The organism is Pseudomonas fjordensis, assembly GCF_976987115.1.
Genome location: NZ_OZ336860.1, coordinates 6,829,136 through 6,850,421, shown reverse-complemented (window position 1 = coordinate 6,850,421; position 21,286 = coordinate 6,829,136). Strand labels below are relative to the sequence as shown.

The window sequence follows — 21,286 nt, the reverse complement described above, 5'->3', positions numbered from 1 at the left end:
GCTGACAAGCCAAGCGCTGGATCGCAACCATCCATCACCTTATCCAGCTAGATCTGCCTCCTCCAATAAGTGCCGCACAAATCCCGGCGGGTGCAGATTTCCGGGAGGTTTGCGCCAGATCAGTTGGAGACGCTTTTCAAGCCCCGGGATGGGAAGAGCTACCAGCGCGCCACTGCGAACTTCGTCTTGTACTGCGGAAGCCATCACCAACGACACGCCGAGTCCCGCCCTCACTGCTTGTTTGACTGCCTCGGTGCTGCCTAGCTGCATACCGCTGCGAGGCACGCCCAGTTCGCCAAAGTATTCGGTCAGAAGCCGTCCGGTACCGCTACCCGGTTCACCTCCCAGCATCGGCAGGTCCACCAGACGATCACGTTCTATGCACCCTGCTTCAGCCAGCGCATGGTCGGGGCTGACGATAAGCACCAGCGGCTCGACCCGCCAGAGGCGGTGTTCGAAGTCGGGGTGAGGTAGCCACCATTCCATGATCGCGGCGTCGAGCTGGCCCGCCAGTAGCTGGTCGGCCACATCCGGGTTGGCGGCGATGCGCAGATCCACCTCGCCCCTCTCATTTGCGGTCGTCAGATAGTTGCGCACGAATGGCTGGAGAAGGTAGGTGCCGATGTTGGAGCTGGCCCCGACGCGCTCACGATTGCCATGCAGGGCTTCTAGCGCCCGGGCGTGCATGTCGAGCAAGGCGGTCGCATGCGGCATGAAGGCCAGCGCCCGTGTGGTAGGCTGGCAGCCGCTACGACTGCGCTGCACCAGCGTTACGCCGACCTGCTCTTCAAGCTTCTGCAAGTGCTGCGACACCGTCGGCTGGGCCAGCCCCAACGCCCTCGCCGCGCTCTGAAAACTGCCTGTTTGAACGATCGCTACCAGGCTCTTCAGCCAGACCGGATTCAACATGCGGCAGGCTCGGCCTTGGGCAGACGGTTCGCAGCGTTGATTGGGCGCGCACCTGCCAATACCTGGATGATGTTCTGCGCTGCACAACGTTCAATCTCCAGGCGCACCGCGCGCACTGCCGACCCTATGTGCGGAGTGAACAGCGTATTCGGATGCGCGAGCAGCGCAGGATCGATCAGCCGCGGCCGGTCCGCGCGAGCCCAGTCTTCCATTTCGAATACATCCGCCGCATACCCGCCGAGCTGGCCTCGCTCAAGCGCCGCGAGCACGGCGGCTTCATCCACTACCGAACCACGACAGGGGTTTACAAGCAGAGCGCCCGGCCGTACGAGGGCAAGCAGCTCGGCGTTGACCAGATGCTGGGTATCGGCATTCAAGGGAAGCGCCAGCAGGATGAAGTCCGAGCTGGCGAAGAGTTCGCTGCACGCCACCTGGCGCAGGCCGAGCCGTTGCTCGGTTTGTGTATCCAGAGCCTTCGCCTCGTGGTACTGCAGGGTCGCGCCCCATCCCTGCAAGCGATCAGCCATGGCCAGTCCGATGGCGCCCATGCCAAGGATGCCGACCGTAGCGTTATCCAGCCCCGTGCCGTAGAACTGTGGTTGCCAGCCCTGGAACTCGCCAGAGCGGACGAACGCATCTGCTGCCCGCAGATGCCGCCCCAGCCCCACCGCCAGTCCGATCGCCAGCTCGGCAGTCGGGACCGTCAACAGATCAGGCACGAAGGTCAGCCAGACCCCGCGGGCAGTACAGGCGTCCACATCGAAATTGTCGAAGCCCTTGAGCGCGCAGCCGACTACACGCAGCTCAGGGCAGGCTTGAAGAAAGTCTGCATCGACCCGATCGGGCATGAACGCCATCATCGCCTGAGCATCGCGGCAGCGGCGCAGAATTTCCTCGCGCGTCAGCGTGCTGTCGGTCTGGTTGGTCATCAGCTCGCAATGTGGCGCCAGCAGTTGCAGGATCTCATCGTGTACTCGGTGAGTTATAACGAGTTTCGGCAGCATGGTTTGTCCTATTTGAAACGTTTGCGCAGCACGCCACTGAAGGCGTCTACTAGCGTGACCATGGCCAGGATGACCAGCAGGATTGCTGCAACCTCCTGGTACTGCATGATGCGCAGCGAGCCCATGAGTTCGAAGCCGATACCGCCGGCGCCAACCATGCCCATCACGGTGGAGGCGCGAAAGTTGTATTCCCAGCGGTAGATCGCCACGTCGGCGAACTGCGGCGTCACCTGTGGCAAAACCGCGTGCAGCAGCACTTGCATCGGCGTAGCCCCCGCCGCCCGAGCGGCTTCCACCGGCGCTTCGTCGACGTGCTCGATGGCCTCGGCGAAGAACTTGCCGACCATGCCGACCGAATGCAGACCCAGGGCAAGCACGCCCGGCAAGGCGCCGAACCCTACGGCTGCAACGAAGATGATGCCCATGATCAGCTCCGGCACCGACCGCAGGGCATTGAGCAGCACCCGGGCAACACCGAACACAAGGGGGTGCGGCGCCGTATTGCGCGCTGCAACGAAGGCCACCACCAGCGAGAACACCACTGCGATGGCCGTACCGGCGATGCTCATCGCCAAGGTGTCGATCAAGGGGCGAATCCAGCTTCGATAGCCCGAAAAGTCTGGCGGCATGGCCTCGCCTGCCAGGGTCGCGATGGAGGGCAGCCCGTTCAGCAGCGTGGTGGCATCGAGCAGCCCCACGTACCAGCAGGCCAACAGCACCACTCCGAATACAATCGCCACCTGCCCCAGCTGGCGCCACCAACCGAGGCCGAAGCCTCGAAGGATGTGCTCGCGTTGCTCTGCAGGCAGCGCCTGCACGTCGTAATGAGTAGACATATCGGTGCTCACATCGTGGCGAAGTCGAGGCCGAGCAGCGATCCCATGTTGCGGATCACATCGTAGTCGGCGTCGGTGATTGGCGCGAAGGCCTCGGCCTTGAAGTTGCGCAGCACTTCGGGATCGTCGATACCGACGAATACATCCCGCACCTTGGTTTTCAGCTCGGGGCTCAGGTTCGAGCGCATCGCCCAGGGGTACTGGGGGTATTCGCCGCTGTAACCAAGTACTTTCACCTTGCTCGGATCGATTAGGCCACGTTCGGCTACGTGATTGAAAATTACCTCCGACAGCCCACCCGCATCGGCGTTGCCGTTCGCCACGTTGACGGCAACGGCGTCATGCGTGCCCACAAAATGTTGTTCGTAGTCCTGCCCACCCGTCAAATCGGCCGTCTCAAGAAGCACGGTTTTGGGAATCAAATGGCTGGACGTCGATGCCCGGTCACCATAGGCCATCTTCTTGCCCTTAAGGTCGGCATACTCATTCACGCCTGACGCCACATTGGCGATAATCACCGAGCGATAGGTCGGCTTGCCGTCGATGACCATGGCAGCGAAGGGCTCGATGTCGCTTTTGCTTTTGGCCATGACGTAGGACAGCGGACCGAAATACGCCAGGTCGATACGGCCAAAGCGCATCGCCTCAATCATCGAGGAATAGTCGGTGGTTACGATCAGCTGCACCTTCTTGTCCAGATGCTCTTCCAGATAATCCTTCAGCGGCTGGTTACGCTTGATCAGCTCGGAGGCGTTTTCGTCCGGCAGCAGGGCAACCTTTAGCACATCCGGATCGGCATCGGCCGCTAGGGCGGACAAACTTGAAACAGCGGACAGCAAGCAAGTCAATAAGAGCGCGGATAAGCGTTTCATCGGGACATCTCCAGTGAAGGTTCGAGCATGACAGGTGGTTCAGCCGGAGCATTCGCTGGCTGAGTCGTAGAGCGGCCTGCATAGATGCGCTCAAGCTGCGCATCGGTGAGTTCCGAGGGCGCGGCATCGAAAACGATCTGAGAATCGGCCAGCCCGACGACGCGATCGGCGAAGCGGCGGGCATATTCGAGTTGATGCAGCGAAACGATGGCGGTGATGCCGTCTTCCTTGCAGATGTCGCGCAGCAATCCGAGAACACGGACCGAAGTGGCCGGGTCGAGACTGGCTACCGGCTCATCGGCCAGAATGATCGCCGGCTGTTGCGCTAGCGCACGCGCGATGCCTACCCGCTGCTGCTGGCCACCGGACAGTTTGTCCACCCGGCTTAGCGCCTTGTCTGCCAGACCGACCCGAGCGAGGCAACTGAGCGCAATCTCCTGATCGGCACGCGGCAGAGGAAACAGCGAGCGGAGCGTGTTGTGAAAGGCCAGCCGACCGGTAAGCACATTAGCCAGTGCGCTTTGACGTTCGATTAGCTGGTGGTGCTGAAAGATCATGGCGGTACGCCGACGATGCTGACGCAAGGCCGAGCCGCTGCCGAGTTCACCGAGTTCGCTGGTGACACTGCCGCCAGTGGGCGTGACGAGTCGATTGAGACTACGGAGCAAGGTCGACTTGCCTGCGCCCGAGAGACCAAGCAGCACGGTGAACTCACCACGCCGAAATGCAATCGAGGTATCGCGTAGGGCTGTCACGCCGCCTGGATAGACGACGCTCAACCGGTCGACCCGCAGCACGGCGTCCTGTATCGGATGGGGCGTCATTTGATCACCTTTCGCAATATTGCTGGCCGCACAATTGCGGTTCGCGATGCAAAGGGTAGAAATTCCTTGTTACCGCACTGCTTCTAAAGGATGACATTTCGATGAATACTTCGAATCTGCCGTAGCGGGGCGGCAAGCGAAGCCGTGGAAGAACGGGCGCAACGTAGCGTCTTTCTTCACGCGGGATACAGGAGGCTTTGATTGATACTGCTGCGGATTCGCTACAGTAACGTTGGGCCAGAACGTAATGCCATCCAAGCAAGAGAGCGCACACTAGCGGACTATAGGAGACATTCTATTCTTGCCCGTCGATTGACCTAGGCCGTTATGTGGCTGGTCGAAACCTTCAGGTGCCGCCCAACTAGACGTCTGTTGTCGCGCCCAGCTTAATGCTAGGGAAACTCTGAAGAAGACTTCCAGATTTTGGCAAAATACCCGGATTCCACCCACCGAGTTTCCCGATGAAGCAGATGACCTTCGCCGACGCCGAGTACGCCGGTAAGCGCAAACAAACCCGCAAAGAGTTGTTCCTGATCGAGATGGATCGGGTGGTGCCGTGGAAGGGTTTGATTGCCTTGATCGAGCCGCATTATCCCAAGGGTGAAGGCGGTCGTCCGGCCTATCCGCTGATGGCGATGCTGCGCGTGCACCTGATGCAAAACTGGTTCGGTTACAGCGATCCAGCGATGGAAGAGGCGCTGTACGAGACCACCATCCTGCGCCAGTTCGCGGGGCTGAGCTTGGAGCGTATCCCCGATGAAACCACCATCCTCAACTTCCGTCGTTTGCTGGAGAAGCACGAACTAGCCGCCGGCATCTTGGCTGTCATCAATGGCTATCTGGGCGACCGAGGGCTGTCGCTGCGCCAAGGCACGATCGTCGATGCCACGCTGATCAATGCGCCGAGTTCGACCAAGAACAAGGACGGTAAGCGCGACCCGGAAATGCATCAGACCAAGAAGGGTAACCAGTACTGTGTGTCACGAACACAGGTCAGATGACCTGTGCTGCTGTGCCGAAGATGGAAGTAGGCCTTCCGAAGTCGGCTTGCAGGAGCGGACTTCAAACCACCCGGTGCTGCTGCATCCAAAAGGTGTGGTGGTGAGCGACCGAGGAAAAGTCATCCCTGAGGATGGCAGGTGAGTATGGAGAAGATGAGCGAAAGCAAACCGTCCGATGACGCATCGTTATGCCCAAGGTGCTGCCGAAACTGAGGTGGAGTACTGGCTTCAGGACAAGTCGGGGCGTTACCTGCTTACGGACCCGATGGCAGCCGGTGTATAGGCGGCATGATCTTCATACAGGCTTTGGTACGGAACGTGAGAACCTTGTTCCAGATGCGAAGGAAAATGACAAATGGCCAACACCATGAGGAAGAATACCGATGCTGGAACGAGGGGCGGAGCCTCCCGTAGTAGCGATGAAGCCTCTGTAATGGAGGTGGAGCGAAGGGGCGGCGTTATCCGGCCGACGAGCGTTGCCAACCTCCGGGGATGAGTGGCGTGAGCTCGGCGAAACCTTATGACATAGCGAAACGCACGGTATGGGACGCCTACCAGCAGGTCAGGGCCAACCGCGGTGCTGCCGGCATCGACGATGAAACCATCGCCGATTTCGAGCGGGATCTGTCTAAGAATCTCTACAAGCTGTGGAATCGGATGTCGTCGGGGTCGTACTTCCCGCCTCCGGTCAAGCAAGTAGAAATTCCCAAGGCATCGGGAGGCACGCGCAAGCTGGGAGTGCCCACGGTTGGTGATCGTGTCGCGCAAACCGTGGTCAAGCTTCTCATCGAGCCGGAGCTGGACTCGATCTTCCACTCGGACTCCTATGGGTACCGGCCGGGACGATCAGCGAAGCAGGCGGTGGCGATCACGCGTGAGCGCTGCTGGCGATACGACTGGGTGGTGGAGTTTGATATCAAGGCAGCCTTCGATCAGATCAATCATGGGTTGCTGATGAAGGCGGTGCGCCTGCACATCAAGGAGGACTGGATACTTCTGTACATCGAGCGGTGGCTGGTTGCGCCGTTCGAAACGGATCACGGTATGCGCGTCCGACGCGAACGCGGCACCCCGCAAGGTGGAGTGATCAGTCCCCTCCTGATGAATCTGTTCATGCACTATGCCTTCGACACCTGGATGCAACGTACCAGCCCCAACTGCCCGTTTGCCCGCTACGCCGATGATGCGGTGGTGCACTGCCGCAGTCGAAAGCAAGCGGAGTACGTGATGCGCTCCATTGCTTCACGGCTGGCTGCCTGTGGCTTGACGATGCACCCCGAGAAATCGAAGGTCGTGTACTGCAAGGACAGTAACCGTCGCGCAGGTTATCCGCATGTGAGCTTTACCTTCCTCGGCTTCACCTTTAGGCCGAGGAAGGCGCTCAGCAAACAAGACCAGCTCTTCACGAGCTTCCTTCCGGGAGCGAGTGCGGATGCCTTAAAGCGGATGCGGCAAGCGGTACGCAGGTGGCGACTCAATCGCCAAACCCACGTGACGCTGGTCGACGTGGCTCGGCTCTACAATCCAGTGATACAGGGGTGGTCGCAATACTATGGCTCGTTCTATCGGACAGCCATGCTTGGCATCTTCCAGCACATTGACCGCGCGCTTGAACGCTGGGCCCGACGAAAATACAAGGCTCTTCATAGGCGCAAGCGGCGCATTAGCCAATGGCTGGACAAGATGCGGACTGTGGTACCCCGGCTGTTTCATCACTGGCGAGTGACCGGGCAGCAAGGTTGGATAACGGGAGCCGTATGACGCGAGAGTGTCACGTACGGTTCTGCGAGCGGCTGCGGGGGCAGTTCCCGCGGCCGACTCACCACTTCGGCATGAAGGCGCACATCGGTGTCGATGATGAGTCGGGCTTGGTGCACAGCGTGGTGGGCACGGCGGCCAACGTGGCCGATGTCACCCAGGTCGATAAGCTGCTGCACGGCGATGAGAACATGGTCGGTGCCGACGCGGGTTACACCGGCGTCGAGAAACGCCCTGAACATGAAGGCCGGGGGGTCATCTGGCAGATCGCCGCCCGCCGTAGTACTTACAAGAAGCTTGATAAGCGCAGTGCTTTGTACAAAGCCAAGCGCAAGATTGAGAAGGCCAAGGCTCAGGTACGAGCCAAGGTCGAGCATCCGTTCCGGGTGATCAAGCGCCAGTTCGGTTATGTGAAGGTGCGCTTCCGTGGTCTGGCGAAGAACACGGCGCAACTGATGACGCTGTTCGCGCTGTCGAACCTGTGGATGGCGCGCCGACATTTACTGGCGAATGCAGGAGAGGTGCGCCTGTAATGTGGAAAATGGCTGCCGCGAGGTGCTCGCGGCGGCTAAAAACACAGAAATAAGCGGGTGATCTGAGCGTTTTTGATCGATTTGCCGCTTTTAAAATCGGCAGGGGCTGAAGTCAGCCAGAAATACACAACTACTTCAGACCATCCTTAGAGATGAATCCAGTTTCAACCAGGATTGACGGTACGTCTGGCGACTTAAGTACGGCAAAGCCCGCCTGCTCCACACGCTTCTGGTGCAAAGTGGTGATGCCCGCCAAACTTCTCAGTACGGAGTGGCCCAGTTCCAGGCTCGTTGCGACTGTAGCGCTCATCGACATGTCGAGAATCACTCCTGCCAGCATGGGGTCCTTATCTTTGAGTGCGAGGCTTTTGGTCGTACCGAGTAACTCGGCGCCGTTCTCCTTCTGCGCGAGCCAGCGCGCAGTAGTGGACGTGGCTCCACCTTCCGATAGCGCATAGATCGACGCTCCGGAGGCCGTGCGCCGAGGCGCGGCGTCCGCGTGTATGGAAATGAAGATATCGGCATTGTGTTGGCGAGCAATCTCCACCCGCTTGCGTAACGGTACGTAAACATCGCTGTCGCGTACGAGTCGCACGGTAAACCCCTTTTCCCGCTCGATCCGTTTGGCCAACTGCCGAGCAATTGACAGCACCACATCTTTTTCCCGCTCGCCATTGGCCCCGACTGCTCCAGGGTCTTTACCGCCATGCCCTGGGTCTACCACGACGATGATGTCGCGCTTTGGATGAGCCGAATCATTAAGCACAACCTGCGGTGCAGCCGGCTGTATTGCCGGGGATGCCGAGTTGGAAATATCCAGCACTAAGCGATGCCCCTGTGCCTGTTCAGGTGCCAGCATGAAGGTATTCAACTGCACGGGACCTATCAGGTCCAGGACAATCCGCGTTCCTGTACCTTGAGGCCCTGAACGTATAGCGCGGATTGGCATGTTACCCAGTTGCAGTTTGCTCAAATCAAAGGCAAGGCTGGTTCCCATCAGATCGAGAATCAACCGATCCGGCGCCGTCAGGGAGAAGGTCTTGTACTGTGCTGGACCACTTAGGTCTAGCACCAGCCGAAGCTTGTCGTCGGTGTTCCATAGCCGAACATTTAGGACTTGTGCGGCTTGTAAGCCCAAAGGTAAAGCAAAGGCAAAACCGGCCAAAAATAGATTGAGTAATGAACGTCTGTGCATCTCGTTTACCGTTTTTGGGGAGAGTCCTTTCTCTGCCATTCAGATTAAGAACCGTAGAGCTTGCAGAGCGGCAAGGTGTCCCGGATAAAACCAGTAGCCCCATTGCCGCACCGGCCAGACGTTGAAGGTGAACTTCTGATGCAGCAGCCAGAGTCCGATCAGCGGAGCGGCAAATGCAGTGCTCAAGGCCAGCAATGAGTGAATTTCAAGATCCATAGCCCTGGTCACGATGCTACTGCGGGTGTTGCTCAACAGGCATAGAACTGCTGGCAGCAACCAAAGAGCACCGGGCCTCTTGATCGCTAACAAGACAGCCGCAGGAACGAGCGCGCCGTATAGCCCGTACATCAACGGGTCATCCAGCACGTAGGCAATCGCGGCAGCCATCAAGGCCATAGCGCTGCTCAACAAGGTGCGATGTTGCCATCCCCAGGCAATCACCAGCCCCAATGCCAGGGTAACCAACACGTTGAATGATCCCGAGGTGCTGATATAGCGATAAGGCACTTCTGAAATGGCGGCGAACACCAGCATCAAGGCGAGGTAGCGTCCATTCGCGGCAGTCAGTAATTCGCCCGGTTTGGAGCGCGCCACGTTGGCAGCAATGGCGACACAGAACAGCGGAAAGGAAAGCCGCCCCAGAATGAACAGATTGCTCATCTCCGGCCACACCAACCGCAAGTGATCGATGACCATGGTCAGCATCGCCAGCCACTTGATCAGATCCAGGCTACTGCTTCGGCTCTTGAGTGAGGAATGCTGGGTTGTATGAGCAGTCGTCATGTCCACCCCAGTGTGACGGCGGTCAGCAAGAGATAACGCACGCCCTTGGCCATGGTGACGATCAGCAGGAAACTCCAGAATGGCTCGCGCATGACTCCGGCGACGACCGTCAGCGGATCGCCAATGATGGGCACCCAGCTCAGCAGCAACGACCAGCGCCCGTAGCGCAGGTAAGACTGCTGGGCCTTTTCGAGCTTGCTCTCGCTCACCGGGAACCATCGCTTGTAGCGAAATCGCTCGATAGAGCGACCCAGAATCCAGTTCAGCGCAGAGCCAAGAACGTTGCCGAAGGTGGCGACCGCCAATAGCGCAGAAGCAACGTATTGGTTGGAGAGCAACATCCCGACCAACACAGCTTCAGACTGCATGGGCAATAACGTGGCGGCACCGAATGCCGCCAGAAATAGACCAAAATAGCTGGCGAGTTCGAACACTTAAACGACGCCTTGGGCGCTCAAGCCGATCCAACCATGGAAGCCTACGTACAGACCAACACCGATTATCAACACGCTGGACAGGTACGGTGCACGACGAGCCACGGTGCCCAGCCACGGCCAGCGGTTGGAAGCCTGTTTAGCACCAATAGCCGCAGCAGCTCCCACCGCCACCAAGGTGATCGCCAAGCCGATGCTGAAGCACAGGACGAGTATGCCTCCCAGCGCGACTTCTTTAACCTGAAGACACAGCAACAGAACGGTGATGGCAGCCGGACAAGGAATCAAACCACCCGTCAAACCGAACATGACGATCTGGCCCGTGGTCACCTCACGATTCGTGAAGCGCTTACGGATATCGTTGGCATGTGCGCGTTCATGCGCATCCTGATAGCCATCAATTGACAACTCCAGACCTTCCAGTTCGGAATGCGCGTGCCCGTGATCATGCTCCTGGAACGCCAGATCGTAATCATGGGAGTGGCCCGCATGCCCAAGACTCAAGCGCGCACTGAACTCATGAGGCTCCGGGATATCGACTGCCGACTCCAGAAAGCCTTCGCGCTCGACGAAAGAGAACGATTGAGTGCTGCCGTCCGGACGAGTCGTCATTAGGCGAACATCCGATGTAGCCCAAGCGTGTCCGGTCAATGTTTTCAGGCGCCAATGCGGTGGCATACCTACTTCAAAAATCGACAGTTCGATGCGCCCGTGGCCGGTATCGATTCGATGGGTTTCATCATGATGGCCATGGTCATGCTCACCGTGGTGGTGGTCATCACCTTGCTCGAACTTGAACATCTGCTCACCGCGCCAGGTACGCCACAGCATCCAAAGAGCAACTACGATGATCAGTGCAGAGGACGCAAGCTGGAAGTACGGCTCAGTGGTTTGAGCGTCCAGACCTTTGCCCAGGTACATGCCGCCGATGGCGACCAACCACACCACGGCGGTGTGCGACAGCGTCGCGGCCAGACCCAACAAAACGGCCTGTTTAACCGAACCACGAATGGCCACGATGAAAGCGGCCATCATGGTTTTTGAATGGCCCGGTTCCAGGCCATGCAAGGCACCGAGCAAGATAGCGCTCGGGAAATACAGCCAGGCGTGTGTACCGCCCTGTTGCAGCAGTTCAGCAAAGTTGGGCATGTCAGACCTAGAGGTACTTGGTGATTTGTTTGAAGGCTTCCAACGGTGCGCGCTCGCCATTGTTCAAGGCTGAGACTGTGTCCTCCAGACAGTGATCAATGTGATCCTGGATGAGCGTGCGCTTCGCTTGACATACGGCTTTTTCGACCGCATGCAGCTGCTGAGCGATGTCCACGCACTGACGCCCCTCTTCAATCATGGTGATGATGCCGCGTAAATGGCCGTCCGCCCGTTTGAGACGCTTGATGATCGCCTCGTGACTTTGGTGAGTGTGGGGATGGCTGTGTTCGTTTTCACTCATGACTTGAGCCTCGGGCCTTAATGAATTACGCTGGCATCCTATCCCCCCTTAGGGGATGCGGTCAAACGCATCAAAGCCCTGAAAAACGAGTTGAAGCCCGATCACGATGTTCAGCAGAACACTGACAACAACGGTGGTATTCGCGCTTGTCCTCGCCATGTTTGTGGCCTGGGCCGGGCATACCTATACGTTGTCAGTGACGTCGAAACAGCCTGCTTGGGAGGTTGCGCAAGACGCCCATCACTCTCATGAAGAGCTGACTGAGATGTCGTGTGCGAGCTGCTCGGATCACTATCACTCCCCGCTGACCCCTGACCATCAGCACGAAACACCGCAGCTCACTTCACTGTTGATTTTGGCCGAACAACCCAAGCTATCGGTGCGGGTTGATGCCCCGCAATATGCAGTTCCCCCTCCGCCGATATTCTTGATCAAGCGTCCACCCCGTCCTTCGTTCGCATCCTGACCATGGCCGCGCAGCGGCCTTTGATCCCTCCAACGTAGGATTTATCCATGCATTCGCACTCGATGAGCGGCGTGGGCGCATTCACTGCGCCATCGCACCGCCCGCTACTGCTGTTGTTTTTACTTGTCGCTGCACTTTTCCTCGGGATGCCCGAGGCGATGGCTCACGCCGTCGCGGAAGGTGACAAGGGCTTTATCCAGGAAAGTTCCGGCGTCATGTTGCTGCCCTTCATCTACATGGGCGCCAAGCACATGATGACGGGCTACGATCACCTGCTGTTTCTGTTCGGGGTGATCTTCTTCCTTTACCGCCTGAAGGATGTGGGGCTCTACGTCACACTGTTCGCGGTAGGCCACTCGGTGACGTTGCTGCTGGGCGTGCTGACCGAGATCAGCATCAGCTCGTACATCATCGACGCCATCATCGGTTTTTCGGTGGTGTACAAGGCACTCGATAACTTGGGCGCGTTCCAGCGCTGGTTCGGTTTCCAACCCAATACCAAAGTGGCCACGCTGATTTTCGGCCTGCTCCATGGTTTCGGCCTGGCCACCAAAATCCAGGAGTACGAGATCTCGCCCGACGGGCTGATCCCCAACTTGCTTGCGTTCAACGTCGGCGTCGAGATCGGCCAGTTGCTGGCCCTTAGTGCGATTCTCATTCTGATGGGGTATTGGCGGCGCACCGCCAGTTTCTGGCGCCACGCCTATACCGCCAACGTCGCCATGATGAGTGCCGGTTTCCTGCTGATGGGTTACCAGATCACCGGCCTGTTTATCTCCGCCTAAGGAATTCTGACCATGTTCAATACTCCGCTTCCAACTGTTAATGAATTGCCCAGCACTCGCAAACTGGTTCGTTCGACTGTCATTGCACTGCTGACTGCTATTGGCCTGCTGATGACCGTTGTCATGCCTTCGGAATACGCCGTTGATCCTACGGGTGTGGGCCGCGCACTGGGTCTGACCCAAATGGGCGAATTGAAGATCATCCTTGCCCAAGAGGCGTTGGCGGATACAGCGCCGCCGCAAGCATTAGCTCCTAGTTCAGCTCCAGCTCCAGCTCCGCAGATTGCGCAAATCCAACCTGCTGCAATACCTGTGGCCCAATCAGCGTCGGCACCGACCCCAGCCATGAAGACGAATCAAATGACCGTCACGCTCAAACCAGGTGAAGGGACAGAGATCAAACTGGAAGTGCTGAAGAACAAGACTGTGAGTTATGAATGGACAGCGGCTGGTGGGCTTGTGAACTACGACACCCATGGCGAGCCCTACAACGGTGAAAAGGGTTACTTCCACAGCTACAACAAGGGCAAGCAGGTCAAAAGTAATAAAGGCGAATTCACCGCCATTTTTGACGGCACCCATGGTTGGTTTTGGCGTAATCGCAGCAATAACGACGTGACCATTTCGTTGAAGACGAGTGGTGATTACCTGAACGTCAAACAGTAATCCGACACAGAGACGGCTGTCCTACTGCCGAAAACGCGGACTTCAGCCTGACCACAGACCATTTATTTCATCCACTTTTGAAGAGTATTCCCATGAAATCCCCAACCACTCTGATTCGTTCTGTGCTGCTGTTCTGCTTCCTGGGCTTGATGACGGCATGCGGCGGTGGTGAGAAAGGCACAACCTCCGAGAGCGCTGAGCACGGACATTCGCACGAGTAACACTCTAAAAAAACAAGGCCGCGATTGCGGCCTCGTTTTTCTGCATGACGAAAAGTTCTAGCCTATATCCCGCAAACAAATGACTGCTTTGGGTCGTCCTCTGCCGGTCATGGCCACGAAGCCTGCAGGTCAAATCCGAAGCAAATTACTGGTCAAATCGAATGCAAATGGCTGGGCAAGTCTGTGCAATTACCTAACGGATAGGCTCTCGACAGAACTGGTATAGCATCCCTTGATTCTTCTATGCCATCATCGATGCTTGTAAAATCGGAGGCTAAGGACATGGCAAACGATTTACCACCAGATTACATAGAGTTCGCGAAACAGCTGGGGTTCTCGTCACCAGAGCAGTGGGACGTGACCAGGGGAAATCTGAAAGATGGCTGGAAACGAATTCATCGTCGCATTGTGACAGGGCGGTCTCTTCGGGGGACGATTCTGGACTTTGTAGCTAGAATGAATTCGTCTGACGATCACTTTAGGCGCAAGTCCGGTGAGGTCGGGGTAACTAGGGTAACTCCAGTATCCGCGCAGGTTCAGCTTTTTGAGGATCTATACCCACAATTTGCGCCTTATGTTCCCCCTCAGACGTCGGTAGGATCTGAACACCGGATCAAAAAACCGAAAGCTCCCAAAGTCCGAAAGCCGAAAGTTAAGACGCCAATGTTTGTACAAATTGGATTTGGCTTAGTAAAGCACCTTCCGGCCACGGAAAATCGAGAGGGACAGCGTGATTCTCGACGAACACACTACACCAATCGAAAAAGCCTCAAAGAGCATAATTTACGTGCCAGGTTGGTCGCTAAGCGGATCACATGGGGATAGCGATTAATCCTGATATTTCTAAGATCTCAGTTGTTGCGCTAGATTTGTCAATTCGTATACTGCTCAATCATTTTATAAAGGTCATCTCATGTCCCGTCTTGCTGAGTTCCGTCAACTCGAAAAACACTTGGCCGAACAACTCGCTGCCCTTGAAGCCATGAAAGGCGACGAAGGCCTGAAAAAAGAAGTTGAATTCGAAACTAAGCTGCGGGCTTTGCTTGCCGAGTACGGTTATAGCCTCCGCAACGTCATCGCTCTCCTCGATCCCCAGGCAGCAAGCCGTGCTTCTACTACCGCTGCCCCGAAAAGTGTCCGCAAAGCACGTGACGTCAAGATCTACCAAAACCCAAATTCGGGCGAGTTGATCGAGACCAAGGGCGGGAACCATCGCCAGCTCAAGGAATGGAAAACTGAATTCGGCGCGGACATTGTTGAGTCCTGGCGCACTCAGTAAGATCGGTTTGAGTACAAATGAGGGCCCGGTGGGGCCCTTTTTCGTAGCCACATGCGGGGTAATCATGGATCGACATCTCTACAGGTTCAGGACAGCGGATCGTCTGCTCGGAAAAGACGCCACCGAGACCAAGGAGGCTGTGCCCGGTGAGCTTGAGAAGCTTGAGATTTACTTCGCACCGCCTGAGCAATTGAACGATCCTCTAGAGGGGTACAAGGAAATCTACTGGGCGGGTGATGAAATCGTCTGGGCGAATTTCTTTAGGCATTACCTATTGATACTAGCGCTTCGAAGCTGGGAGATTGATGACGCGGTAATGAGCGGCGTGCCACTTCCTAATGAGCTCCCAATTGGCCAGTATCCTGCTAATCTCCGGGGTGTGTACCTCTTTGCTTTCCAGGAAATGGATTACCTGCTCCAAAGTAGTGAGATATTTCAGGGGTACATCAAGGCACTCTCTAAAGCCGAGAGAAAACACTACAAGCCACAGTTGTTGCTCTACCTCAGTTCTCTGCATACGCGCTTCTTAACAATCGTACTTTCAGTAAGTTACAAGTACGAGTTAACCGGTGCACATCATCCTGAGAATCCTGGAGACCCACTAGGGGACAGTGACTTTCATCTGAAGATAATATCAAATATCGAAGCAGATGATGGCCAGCATCGTGATTTTGAGTCATACATGTTGCCGCTGACCGAAAACTGACCCAGTAAAGGCTGTTCTGCCGACTGAAAACTGACCCAGGTGTTCAACTGCTTCTGCTCATTTTCCGAGCAGGAGAACACAGGGTGATCAGCATGGAAATGTTGGGAAAAATCCGGCGGATGTACTTCCGCGACAAGCTCTCGCTGCACCAGATAGCCAAGCGTACCGGGCTGTCGAGAAACACCATCCGAAAATGGGTCAGAGCGCCCGAAGCCACTCAGCCGGCGTACCAGCGGTGCGCGACCTTCAACAAACTCAGCCCATTCCACGACACGCTGGAACAGGCGCTGAAAGCCGATTCGTTCCGGGCAAAGCACAACCGCAGAAGCGCTAAAGCACTTTTCGAGCAGATCAAGGCCGAGGGTTATGACGGCGGCTATAGCCAGCTCACGGCGTTTGTACGCTCGTGGCGAGGTGAGCAAGGCAAGTCTTTACGCGCTTTTGTACCGCTGACGTTTGCGCTCGGTGAGGCCTTTCAATTCGACTGGAGCGAAGAAGGTCTGCTGATCGGCGGCCTGTTCCGGCGTATCCAGGTCTCTCATATGAAGCTGTGCGCCAGTCGCGCATTTTGGTTGGTTGCGTATCCCAGCCAAGGCCACGAGATGTTGTTCGATGCCCATACCCGCTCATTTGGCGCGTTAGGTGGGGTGCCGCGTCGTGGCATCTACGACAACATGAAGACCGCTGTCGACAAGGTCAACAAGGGTAAAGGCCGCACGGTCAATGCCCGGTTTGCCGTGATGTGCGCGCATTACCTGTTCGATCCGGACTTTTGCAACGTGGCCTCCGGCTGGGAAAAAGGTATTGTCGAAAAGAACGTCCAAGACAGCCGACGGCGCATCTGGCTGGATGCTCAAAACTGCATGTTCCACACCTTCGAGGAACTGAATGCCTGGCTCGGCCAACGCTGTCGTGCGCTGTGGAGCGAGCTGCTGCATCCGCAGTACAACGGACTTACTGTGGCGGAAGTTTTGGAGCTGGAACGGGTCGAAATGATGCCGATGCCGACGGCCTTTGATGGCTACGTCGAGCGCACCGTTCGGGTCTCCAGCACCTGCCTGATCAGCGTGGCGCGAAATCGCTATTCGGTGCCTTGTGAGCGAGTCGGCCAGTGGGTCAGCAGCCGTCTTTACCCATCCCGGATCGTGGTCATCGCCGATGACGCAATGATTGCCAGCCACGAGCGCCTCTTTGATCGAGATCAGGTCAGTTTTGACTGGCAGCATTACATCCCACTCATCGAACGCAAGCCGGGTGCACTGCGCAATGGCGCACCGTTTGCCGATCTGCCCAATCCGTTGCAGCTTCTCAAACGGGGCCTGAGACGTCACAGCAATGGTGATCGAATCATGACGCAGGTGCTCGCTGCCGTGCCCATCGCCGGTCTCGACCCGGTGCTGGTAGCGGTAGAACTGGTGCTTGAGTCGGGAAGTCTGAGCGCCGATCACATCTTAAATGTTCTCGCCCGACTCACCGCTACTGCACCACCGCCTTCCGTAGAAACCAGCCTGCAACTCAAGGTGGCTCCCGTTGCCAACACGGCCCGATATGACCAACTCCGTACAACAGATGAGGAGAGCCGTAATGCGTGACTTGATGGCAGAACTTAAAGAACTGCGTCTGCATGGCATGGCGCAGGCTTGGGAAGAACTGGCGGCCCAGGGAGAAGCTTCGACGGCATCCTCGAAGTGGCTGCTTGAGCATCTGCTCCAACAGGAGCAGGCAGATCGCGCCGTGCGCTCGGTGAATCATCAGATGAACATGGCAAAGCTCCCCATGCACCGTGATTTAGCTGGCTTTGACTTTAGCGCTTCCAGCGCTGATGCCCGTCTAATCAAGGAATTATCCAGCCTTGAGTTTACGGAGACTGCGCAAAATGTCGTGTTCATCGGTGGGCCTGGAACCGGAAAAACACACCTGGCCAGTGCCTTGGCCGTGTCCGGAATCACTACTCATAACAAACGAGTACGGTTCTTCTCCACGGTCGATCTCGTCAACCTGCTGGAGCGTGAAAAGTACGATGGTAAGGCAGGCCGAATCGCCCAGGGACTGCTTCGGACAGACCTGGTGATACTCGATGAGCTTGGGTATTTGCCCTTCAGTCAGAGTGGTGGCGCGCTGTTATTTCACCTGCTTTCAAAACTGTACGAGCACACCAGCGTGGTCATCACCACCAACCTCAGCTTCTCGGAATGGTCGAGTGTGTTTGGCGACGCCAAGATGACCACAGCGTTGCTGGATCGGCTGACACACCACTGCCATATCGTCGAAACGGGCAACGAGTCCTACCGCCTGCAACACAGCACCTTGGCCGCTCAGACAAAGATCAAATCGCGTGAACGAAAGCGCAAGGACGAAGATGGTATTGAGGACGATGAGCCGTTTTGATCTGCACCGTAAACACCCTTCCGCATGCCTGCATGCGGTGGGGCCAGATGCGTCTTCAACTAGGACACTACTGCTAAGCTTATCCACAATTGCTGGGACAAAAATCAGCAATCCGCCCTGGGTCAATTTTCAATCGGCAGGGTGGGTCAGTTTTCAATCAGCGCCAACATTTGTGTTGGCGTTGGCTCGTTAGGCAGTGCGGTGGCAATACAATTGGCACGATCCGGTGTCGGCCACCTTACCCTCATCGATCCTGACACTTTGGTGTCAGCCAATCTGGGGAGGCACGTTCTGGGAGCGGATAGCCTAGGTAGACTGAAAGCCTCCGCGTTGAGGGACAAGATTCTGTTAGATCTTCCGACGACAGAATGCACCGCTTATGCGACTTTTGCCGAAGTGGTGATGAGCAGCAAACCAGAAGTGTTTGATAACGCAGATCTGGTGGTGATCACGACAGCAGACTGGCAGTCGGAGGTCACTGTATGGCGAGCCAAATCAAGCGGCGCTCCTTGGGGGCTTTTACAAGCCTGGAGCGAACCGTATACCCAGGTAGGCCATGCGCTATTCGCACCAGCCGGCACCTTTGATGGCCGTCAGTTGTTCACGGACGTCGGCGATTTTCTGCATAGATTTACAGAGTGGCCGGGAGGCGGTGTTGTTCCACTGCCCGCGTGTGGCGAGAGCTTTATCCCAGGCGGCTCGCTGGGAATGACCAATATCGCCTCTATGGTGTCGCACACGGCCTTACGCGCATTGACCGGCAACATCGCCACTGCATCTTGGGTCAGCAGTATCTACAGGCCTGAAGATGTTCTGAGCCTAGGAGGCCAATACCATGGTCCCAAACTGCCAGAGGGAGCGCAGCAAATCTTACTCGAGCGCGGATGGCCGGAAGATAAGGACGAAACGGTATGACGGATATCGCATGGCGCTGGCGATGGCCGGAGGTGAATTCCGAGCTATTGGTGTCCCAAGCTGTCGCGGACATCTTGGATAGTCATCGGCAGGGCCTTTTTGGCGTGGAGCGAGGGGGACAGTTATTTGTCAACCCGGTTGATCCGAAAGGGTTGCTGCTGGCCTTGGCCACGTTGCCTCATCGCGCCGATCGGTCAGGCTGGTCTTGGCTAGAGTTGGATGCGGAGCGGTGCCGTCAGGAAATCCAGGCTGCCAACGAACAAGGGTTACGTCTGGTGGGCTATTGGCATACGCATCCCCAATCCGTTCCGGTGATCTCTCCGGCAGACATCGGAAGTTTCTCCAAATTTGCTGCACGTTACACGCAGGATCTGCCGCACCCAATAGCCGTTATTGTCGGCAAGTCCGAAAAACCAGAAGGTATCAAGGCGTGGTCGTTCAGGGACGGCAGATATGTTGAGGCAACCTGTATCAGATGAGCTTCGAGTCAGTGCGGTGGAAGGTAGGTCAGCGTTTACCTTTACCCGCTAGCATTAGTGCGAAGAGCTCTGCCTGAAAGCGGGCATCATCCAATGCGTTATGGTTCGGTTCGCTGAGTGGCTTCAGCGCAGCGGTCATTTTGGATGATTTTGTTTCCTGCCAGCTGCAACCTACAGCGCCCATAAAGTAGGCCTTCATGTCGATAGCGGTAAAACCAAAGGGGTTGGTTTCCAGGTATTTGTGGAAGTAGTAATTGACGAATGACCAGTCAAACGGTGCATTGAGTCCTACGAAAATGACCTTTTGCCCCGGTTGGCAGGACGATTTCAGCCATTGATCAAATGTCAGCATCGCCTGTTGCGGAGCGAGGCCCTCGCGCTCCAGCTTCTCCAGACTCAGCCCCGATACTGCCAGTGCTTCCGGGTCGTGTTTTGGACTGTCAGGTCGTAGTTCAAGATAGATGGACGTTACAGGTTGGGCTACAAGACAGGCTCCAATGGAAAGCAGACTGTATTCGCCTGGTATAGGCCCAGAAGTCTCGACGTCGACGGAAACATAAAGCTCATCAGGGTGCATGTCATATCCTTTCGTGTAGTTACCTGATCACGCTCAGGCTCTTAGCCATGTGAAGGTGGAAAGGCAGGTATAGCCATTGCCCCATTTTTTGCTGTTTCACTCGCTATCCGGCGTTCGAGCAGCGGCAGTGCCTGTCTACCAGCGGATTGCGCGTTCCTTTGGTCAGCTCTGGGCCCAAGCATAATGATGTGTGTCATTCTCTGATGGCGGATGAGGGCCGGACGATCATGAGTGAAACTGAGCGCTGGATAGTAAAATGCCAGAAAACTGAGGACGGTACTGGCGACATCATCATTGATCTGCCTCAAGAGTTGCTTGACCAAATGAGGTTAGGTGTTGGGGACGACCTGGAGCTAACGGTAGTGAATGGCACATTAGTCCTGACGCCCGTGTGCAACGCAACATCAGTGCGGCCCATGTTTGCTGGCGTCCTGCGTCAGGATGTCTATCATGCTTACCGCATGCGTCTGGAGACGCTTCTTCATATCTCTGTCAATGCTTCGGATCTGGACATTCACGACATGATAGTAGCTGGCTTCTCGGTCAGCCTGATCAAAATGCTTTGTGATGATGGAACCCTCAGCGACGAAGAACGCGACAGAATCATTCAACCCAAAACGCTCAAAACAAAACTGTCAGCCAATCAGCTTTTAACGTTGCATGAGAGCGATCGCCTGTTCCGGTTTGCACATATTACCGCCATGGCCGAGGTGATCTTCGGTGACAAAGGGAAGGCCAAACAATGGCTTTCCAAACCCAAAGCCCGTTTTTTGGGAGAAAGCCCATCGGCGATGGTCACTACAACCTTTGGCACACATCTAGTCGAAGAAATGCTGATTCAAGTGTCTGAGGGCATGTCATTTTGATTCAGCCGCAGCCAAACGGCTTCTACCGCTCCTTGAGTAACATGGATTTCATGCGCCTATACCGGCGTCGCCTTGCCGAATACGACATGCACGGGCATCCATGAAGCACTAGGTTTCACCCACATCGGCACCTACCGCTAGGTAGGGTTCACGCACGGCAATGGCATAGCTGGGTACTGGCGAAAACCCACTTTATCCGGTGACAGCTAGATAGAAATCATCCCGTTCAGTGGGATGAGGGGAGAAGACGGACCAGCTGTGAAATGGCCCAGTCTTCGGCATCGGAACCTCGTGTGTCGATGGGAGCTAAGCTGATTGATGCTTCTCGTTCGAATCGTT

The 21,286-nt window shown here is 56.4% G+C and carries 21 protein-coding genes and 2 pseudogenes; 12 read left to right on the top strand and 11 right to left on the bottom strand.

What is annotated here, in order from left to right:
• Positions 1–39 precede the first annotated feature (39 nt).
• From ACWHXD_RS31490 to phnC, 5 genes are read right to left on the bottom strand one after another with little or no spacing between them, the layout of a single operon-like run.
• Positions 40–909: a LysR family transcriptional regulator gene (locus tag ACWHXD_RS31490; RefSeq protein ID WP_010466239.1), complete on the bottom strand. Its 870-nt coding sequence runs from the start codon at positions 907–909 to the stop codon at positions 40–42.
• Positions 903–1,913 carry a phosphonate dehydrogenase PtxD gene (gene ptxD, locus ACWHXD_RS31485; protein WP_003118429.1) on the bottom strand — a complete coding sequence of 337 codons (1,011 nt, stop codon included), beginning with the start codon at positions 1,911–1,913 and terminating at the stop codon, positions 903–905. Before ptxD ends, ACWHXD_RS31490 begins: the two co-directional genes overlap by 7 nt.
• An 8-nt stretch (positions 1,914–1,921) precedes the next feature.
• A complete protein-coding gene (gene phnE / locus ACWHXD_RS31480) occupies positions 1,922–2,749 on the bottom strand; it encodes a phosphonate ABC transporter, permease protein PhnE (RefSeq protein WP_010466252.1) in 828 nt (275 codons plus the stop codon).
• A gap of 8 nt (positions 2,750–2,757) precedes the next feature.
• Positions 2,758–3,621: a phosphate/phosphite/phosphonate ABC transporter substrate-binding protein gene (gene phnD, locus ACWHXD_RS31475; RefSeq protein ID WP_010466255.1), complete on the bottom strand. Its 864-nt coding sequence runs from the start codon at positions 3,619–3,621 to the stop codon at positions 2,758–2,760.
• Positions 3,618–4,445 (bottom strand): phosphonate ABC transporter ATP-binding protein, encoded by an 828-nt coding sequence (phnC, locus tag ACWHXD_RS31470; protein ID WP_003118432.1) that lies wholly within the window; start codon positions 4,443–4,445, stop codon positions 3,618–3,620. The genes phnD and phnC overlap by 4 nt, the downstream gene beginning before the upstream one ends.
• A gap of 461 nt (positions 4,446–4,906) precedes the next feature.
• On the opposite strand from phnC, the pseudogene ACWHXD_RS31465 reads away from it, so the two are divergent.
• The 3 genes and pseudogenes from ACWHXD_RS31465 to ACWHXD_RS31455 all read left to right on the top strand — a co-directional run.
• Positions 4,907–5,419, top strand: a pseudogene (locus ACWHXD_RS31465) (IS5-like element ISPre1 family transposase); the annotation flags it as partial.
• A gap of 519 nt (positions 5,420–5,938) precedes the next feature.
• Positions 5,939–7,207 carry a group II intron reverse transcriptase/maturase gene (gene ltrA / locus ACWHXD_RS31460; protein WP_010466266.1) on the top strand — a complete coding sequence of 423 codons (1,269 nt, stop codon included), beginning with the start codon at positions 5,939–5,941 and terminating at the stop codon, positions 7,205–7,207.
• Positions 7,117–7,737, top strand: coding sequence for an IS5 family transposase (locus ACWHXD_RS31455; RefSeq protein ID WP_498247407.1), 621 nt, complete (start codon positions 7,117–7,119; stop codon positions 7,735–7,737). Before ltrA ends, ACWHXD_RS31455 begins: the two co-directional genes overlap by 91 nt.
• 130 nt (positions 7,738–7,867) lie before the next feature.
• On the opposite strand, the gene ACWHXD_RS31450 is transcribed toward ACWHXD_RS31455, so the two are convergent.
• The 5 genes from ACWHXD_RS31450 to ACWHXD_RS31430 are packed head-to-tail and all read right to left on the bottom strand — an operon-like array spanning position 7,868 to position 11,599.
• Positions 7,868–8,932: an N-acetylmuramoyl-L-alanine amidase gene (locus ACWHXD_RS31450; RefSeq protein WP_041161326.1), complete on the bottom strand. Its 1,065-nt coding sequence runs from the start codon at positions 8,930–8,932 to the stop codon at positions 7,868–7,870.
• A gap of 39 nt (positions 8,933–8,971) precedes the next feature.
• Positions 8,972–9,715: a TraX family protein gene (locus tag ACWHXD_RS31445; protein ID WP_024078238.1), complete on the bottom strand. Its 744-nt coding sequence runs from the start codon at positions 9,713–9,715 to the stop codon at positions 8,972–8,974.
• Positions 9,712–10,149, bottom strand: a complete 438-nt coding sequence (locus tag ACWHXD_RS31440; RefSeq protein ID WP_024078237.1) for a YqaA family protein — start codon at positions 10,147–10,149, stop codon at positions 9,712–9,714. The genes ACWHXD_RS31445 and ACWHXD_RS31440 overlap by 4 nt, the downstream gene beginning before the upstream one ends.
• Positions 10,150–11,298: a nickel/cobalt efflux protein RcnA gene (locus ACWHXD_RS31435; protein ID WP_024078236.1), complete on the bottom strand. Its 1,149-nt coding sequence runs from the start codon at positions 11,296–11,298 to the stop codon at positions 10,150–10,152.
• Between the two features lie 7 nt (positions 11,299–11,305).
• A complete protein-coding gene (locus ACWHXD_RS31430; protein WP_024078235.1) occupies positions 11,306–11,599 on the bottom strand; it encodes a metal-sensing transcriptional repressor in 294 nt (97 codons plus the stop codon).
• Between the two features lie 513 nt (positions 11,600–12,112).
• Between ACWHXD_RS31430 and ACWHXD_RS31425 the strand changes: the two genes are divergently transcribed.
• The 8 genes and pseudogenes from ACWHXD_RS31425 to ACWHXD_RS31390 all read left to right on the top strand — a co-directional run bounded on the left by ACWHXD_RS31425 (position 12,113) and on the right by ACWHXD_RS31390 (position 19,504).
• Entirely contained in the window at positions 12,113–12,850 is a 738-nt protein-coding gene (locus ACWHXD_RS31425; RefSeq protein ID WP_024078233.1) for a HupE/UreJ family protein, read from the top strand.
• A gap of 12 nt (positions 12,851–12,862) precedes the next feature.
• Positions 12,863–13,516, top strand: a complete 654-nt coding sequence (locus tag ACWHXD_RS31420) for a hypothetical protein (protein WP_024078232.1) — start codon at positions 12,863–12,865, stop codon at positions 13,514–13,516.
• Between the two features lie 1,134 nt (positions 13,517–14,650).
• A complete protein-coding gene (locus tag ACWHXD_RS31415) occupies positions 14,651–15,016 on the top strand; it encodes a histone-like nucleoid-structuring protein, MvaT/MvaU family (protein WP_024078231.1) in 366 nt (121 codons plus the stop codon).
• 64 nt (positions 15,017–15,080) lie between these two features.
• Entirely contained in the window at positions 15,081–15,722 is a 642-nt protein-coding gene (locus ACWHXD_RS31410) for a hypothetical protein (protein ID WP_069556886.1), read from the top strand.
• Positions 15,723–15,814: 92 nt separating this feature from the next.
• Positions 15,815–17,314, top strand: coding sequence for an IS21 family transposase (gene istA / locus ACWHXD_RS31405; protein ID WP_126589213.1), 1,500 nt, complete (start codon positions 15,815–15,817; stop codon positions 17,312–17,314).
• Positions 17,307–18,110 carry an IS21-like element helper ATPase IstB gene (gene istB / locus ACWHXD_RS31400; protein ID WP_069556884.1) on the top strand — a complete coding sequence of 268 codons (804 nt, stop codon included), beginning with the start codon at positions 17,307–17,309 and terminating at the stop codon, positions 18,108–18,110. The genes istA and istB overlap by 8 nt, the downstream gene beginning before the upstream one ends.
• Positions 18,111–18,278: 168 nt before the next feature.
• Positions 18,279–19,025, top strand: a pseudogene (locus ACWHXD_RS31395) (ThiF family adenylyltransferase); the annotation flags it as partial.
• Entirely contained in the window at positions 19,022–19,504 is a 483-nt protein-coding gene (locus ACWHXD_RS31390; RefSeq protein WP_017341627.1) for a Mov34/MPN/PAD-1 family protein, read from the top strand. The pseudogene ACWHXD_RS31395 and the gene ACWHXD_RS31390, both read left to right, overlap by 4 nt.
• A 28-nt stretch (positions 19,505–19,532) precedes the next feature.
• Here ACWHXD_RS31390 and ACWHXD_RS31385 read toward each other — a convergent pair whose 3' ends face one another.
• Positions 19,533–20,081 carry a 3'-5' exonuclease gene (locus tag ACWHXD_RS31385; RefSeq protein WP_017341626.1) on the bottom strand — a complete coding sequence of 183 codons (549 nt, stop codon included), beginning with the start codon at positions 20,079–20,081 and terminating at the stop codon, positions 19,533–19,535.
• Between the two features lie 227 nt (positions 20,082–20,308).
• On the opposite strand from ACWHXD_RS31385, the gene ACWHXD_RS31380 reads away from it, so the two are divergent.
• A complete protein-coding gene (locus ACWHXD_RS31380; protein ID WP_228758830.1) occupies positions 20,309–20,947 on the top strand; it encodes an antitoxin Xre/MbcA/ParS toxin-binding domain-containing protein in 639 nt (212 codons plus the stop codon).
• Positions 20,948–21,286: the final 339 nt, after the last annotated feature.

Coding starts and splice junctions, on each gene's coding strand:
- ACWHXD_RS31490 (WP_010466239.1), bottom strand. CDS start 909: ATGTTGAATCCGGTCTGGCTGAAGAGCCTGGTAGCGATCGTTCAAACA.
- ptxD (WP_003118429.1), bottom strand. CDS start 1,913: ATGCTGCCGAAACTCGTTATAACTCACCGAGTACACGATGAGATCCTG.
- phnE (WP_010466252.1), bottom strand. CDS start 2,749: ATGTCTACTCATTACGACGTGCAGGCGCTGCCTGCAGAGCAACGCGAG.
- phnD (WP_010466255.1), bottom strand. CDS start 3,621: ATGAAACGCTTATCCGCGCTCTTATTGACTTGCTTGCTGTCCGCTGTT.
- phnC (WP_003118432.1), bottom strand. CDS start 4,445: ATGACGCCCCATCCGATACAGGACGCCGTGCTGCGGGTCGACCGGTTG.
- ltrA (WP_010466266.1), top strand. CDS start 5,939: ATGAGTGGCGTGAGCTCGGCGAAACCTTATGACATAGCGAAACGCACG.
- ACWHXD_RS31455 (WP_498247407.1), top strand. CDS start 7,117: ATGGCTGGACAAGATGCGGACTGTGGTACCCCGGCTGTTTCATCACTG.
- ACWHXD_RS31450 (WP_041161326.1), bottom strand. CDS start 8,932: ATGCACAGACGTTCATTACTCAATCTATTTTTGGCCGGTTTTGCCTTT.
- ACWHXD_RS31445 (WP_024078238.1), bottom strand. CDS start 9,715: ATGACGACTGCTCATACAACCCAGCATTCCTCACTCAAGAGCCGAAGC.
- ACWHXD_RS31435 (WP_024078236.1), bottom strand. CDS start 11,298: ATGCCCAACTTTGCTGAACTGCTGCAACAGGGCGGTACACACGCCTGG.
- ACWHXD_RS31430 (WP_024078235.1), bottom strand. CDS start 11,599: ATGAGTGAAAACGAACACAGCCATCCCCACACTCACCAAAGTCACGAG.
- ACWHXD_RS31425 (WP_024078233.1), top strand. CDS start 12,113: ATGCATTCGCACTCGATGAGCGGCGTGGGCGCATTCACTGCGCCATCG.
- ACWHXD_RS31420 (WP_024078232.1), top strand. CDS start 12,863: ATGTTCAATACTCCGCTTCCAACTGTTAATGAATTGCCCAGCACTCGC.
- ACWHXD_RS31415 (WP_024078231.1), top strand. CDS start 14,651: ATGTCCCGTCTTGCTGAGTTCCGTCAACTCGAAAAACACTTGGCCGAA.
- ACWHXD_RS31410 (WP_069556886.1), top strand. CDS start 15,081: ATGGATCGACATCTCTACAGGTTCAGGACAGCGGATCGTCTGCTCGGA.
- istA (WP_126589213.1), top strand. CDS start 15,815: ATGGAAATGTTGGGAAAAATCCGGCGGATGTACTTCCGCGACAAGCTC.
- istB (WP_069556884.1), top strand. CDS start 17,307: ATGCGTGACTTGATGGCAGAACTTAAAGAACTGCGTCTGCATGGCATG.
- ACWHXD_RS31390 (WP_017341627.1), top strand. CDS start 19,022: ATGACGGATATCGCATGGCGCTGGCGATGGCCGGAGGTGAATTCCGAG.
- ACWHXD_RS31385 (WP_017341626.1), bottom strand. CDS start 20,081: ATGCACCCTGATGAGCTTTATGTTTCCGTCGACGTCGAGACTTCTGGG.
- ACWHXD_RS31380 (WP_228758830.1), top strand. CDS start 20,309: ATGAGTGAAACTGAGCGCTGGATAGTAAAATGCCAGAAAACTGAGGAC.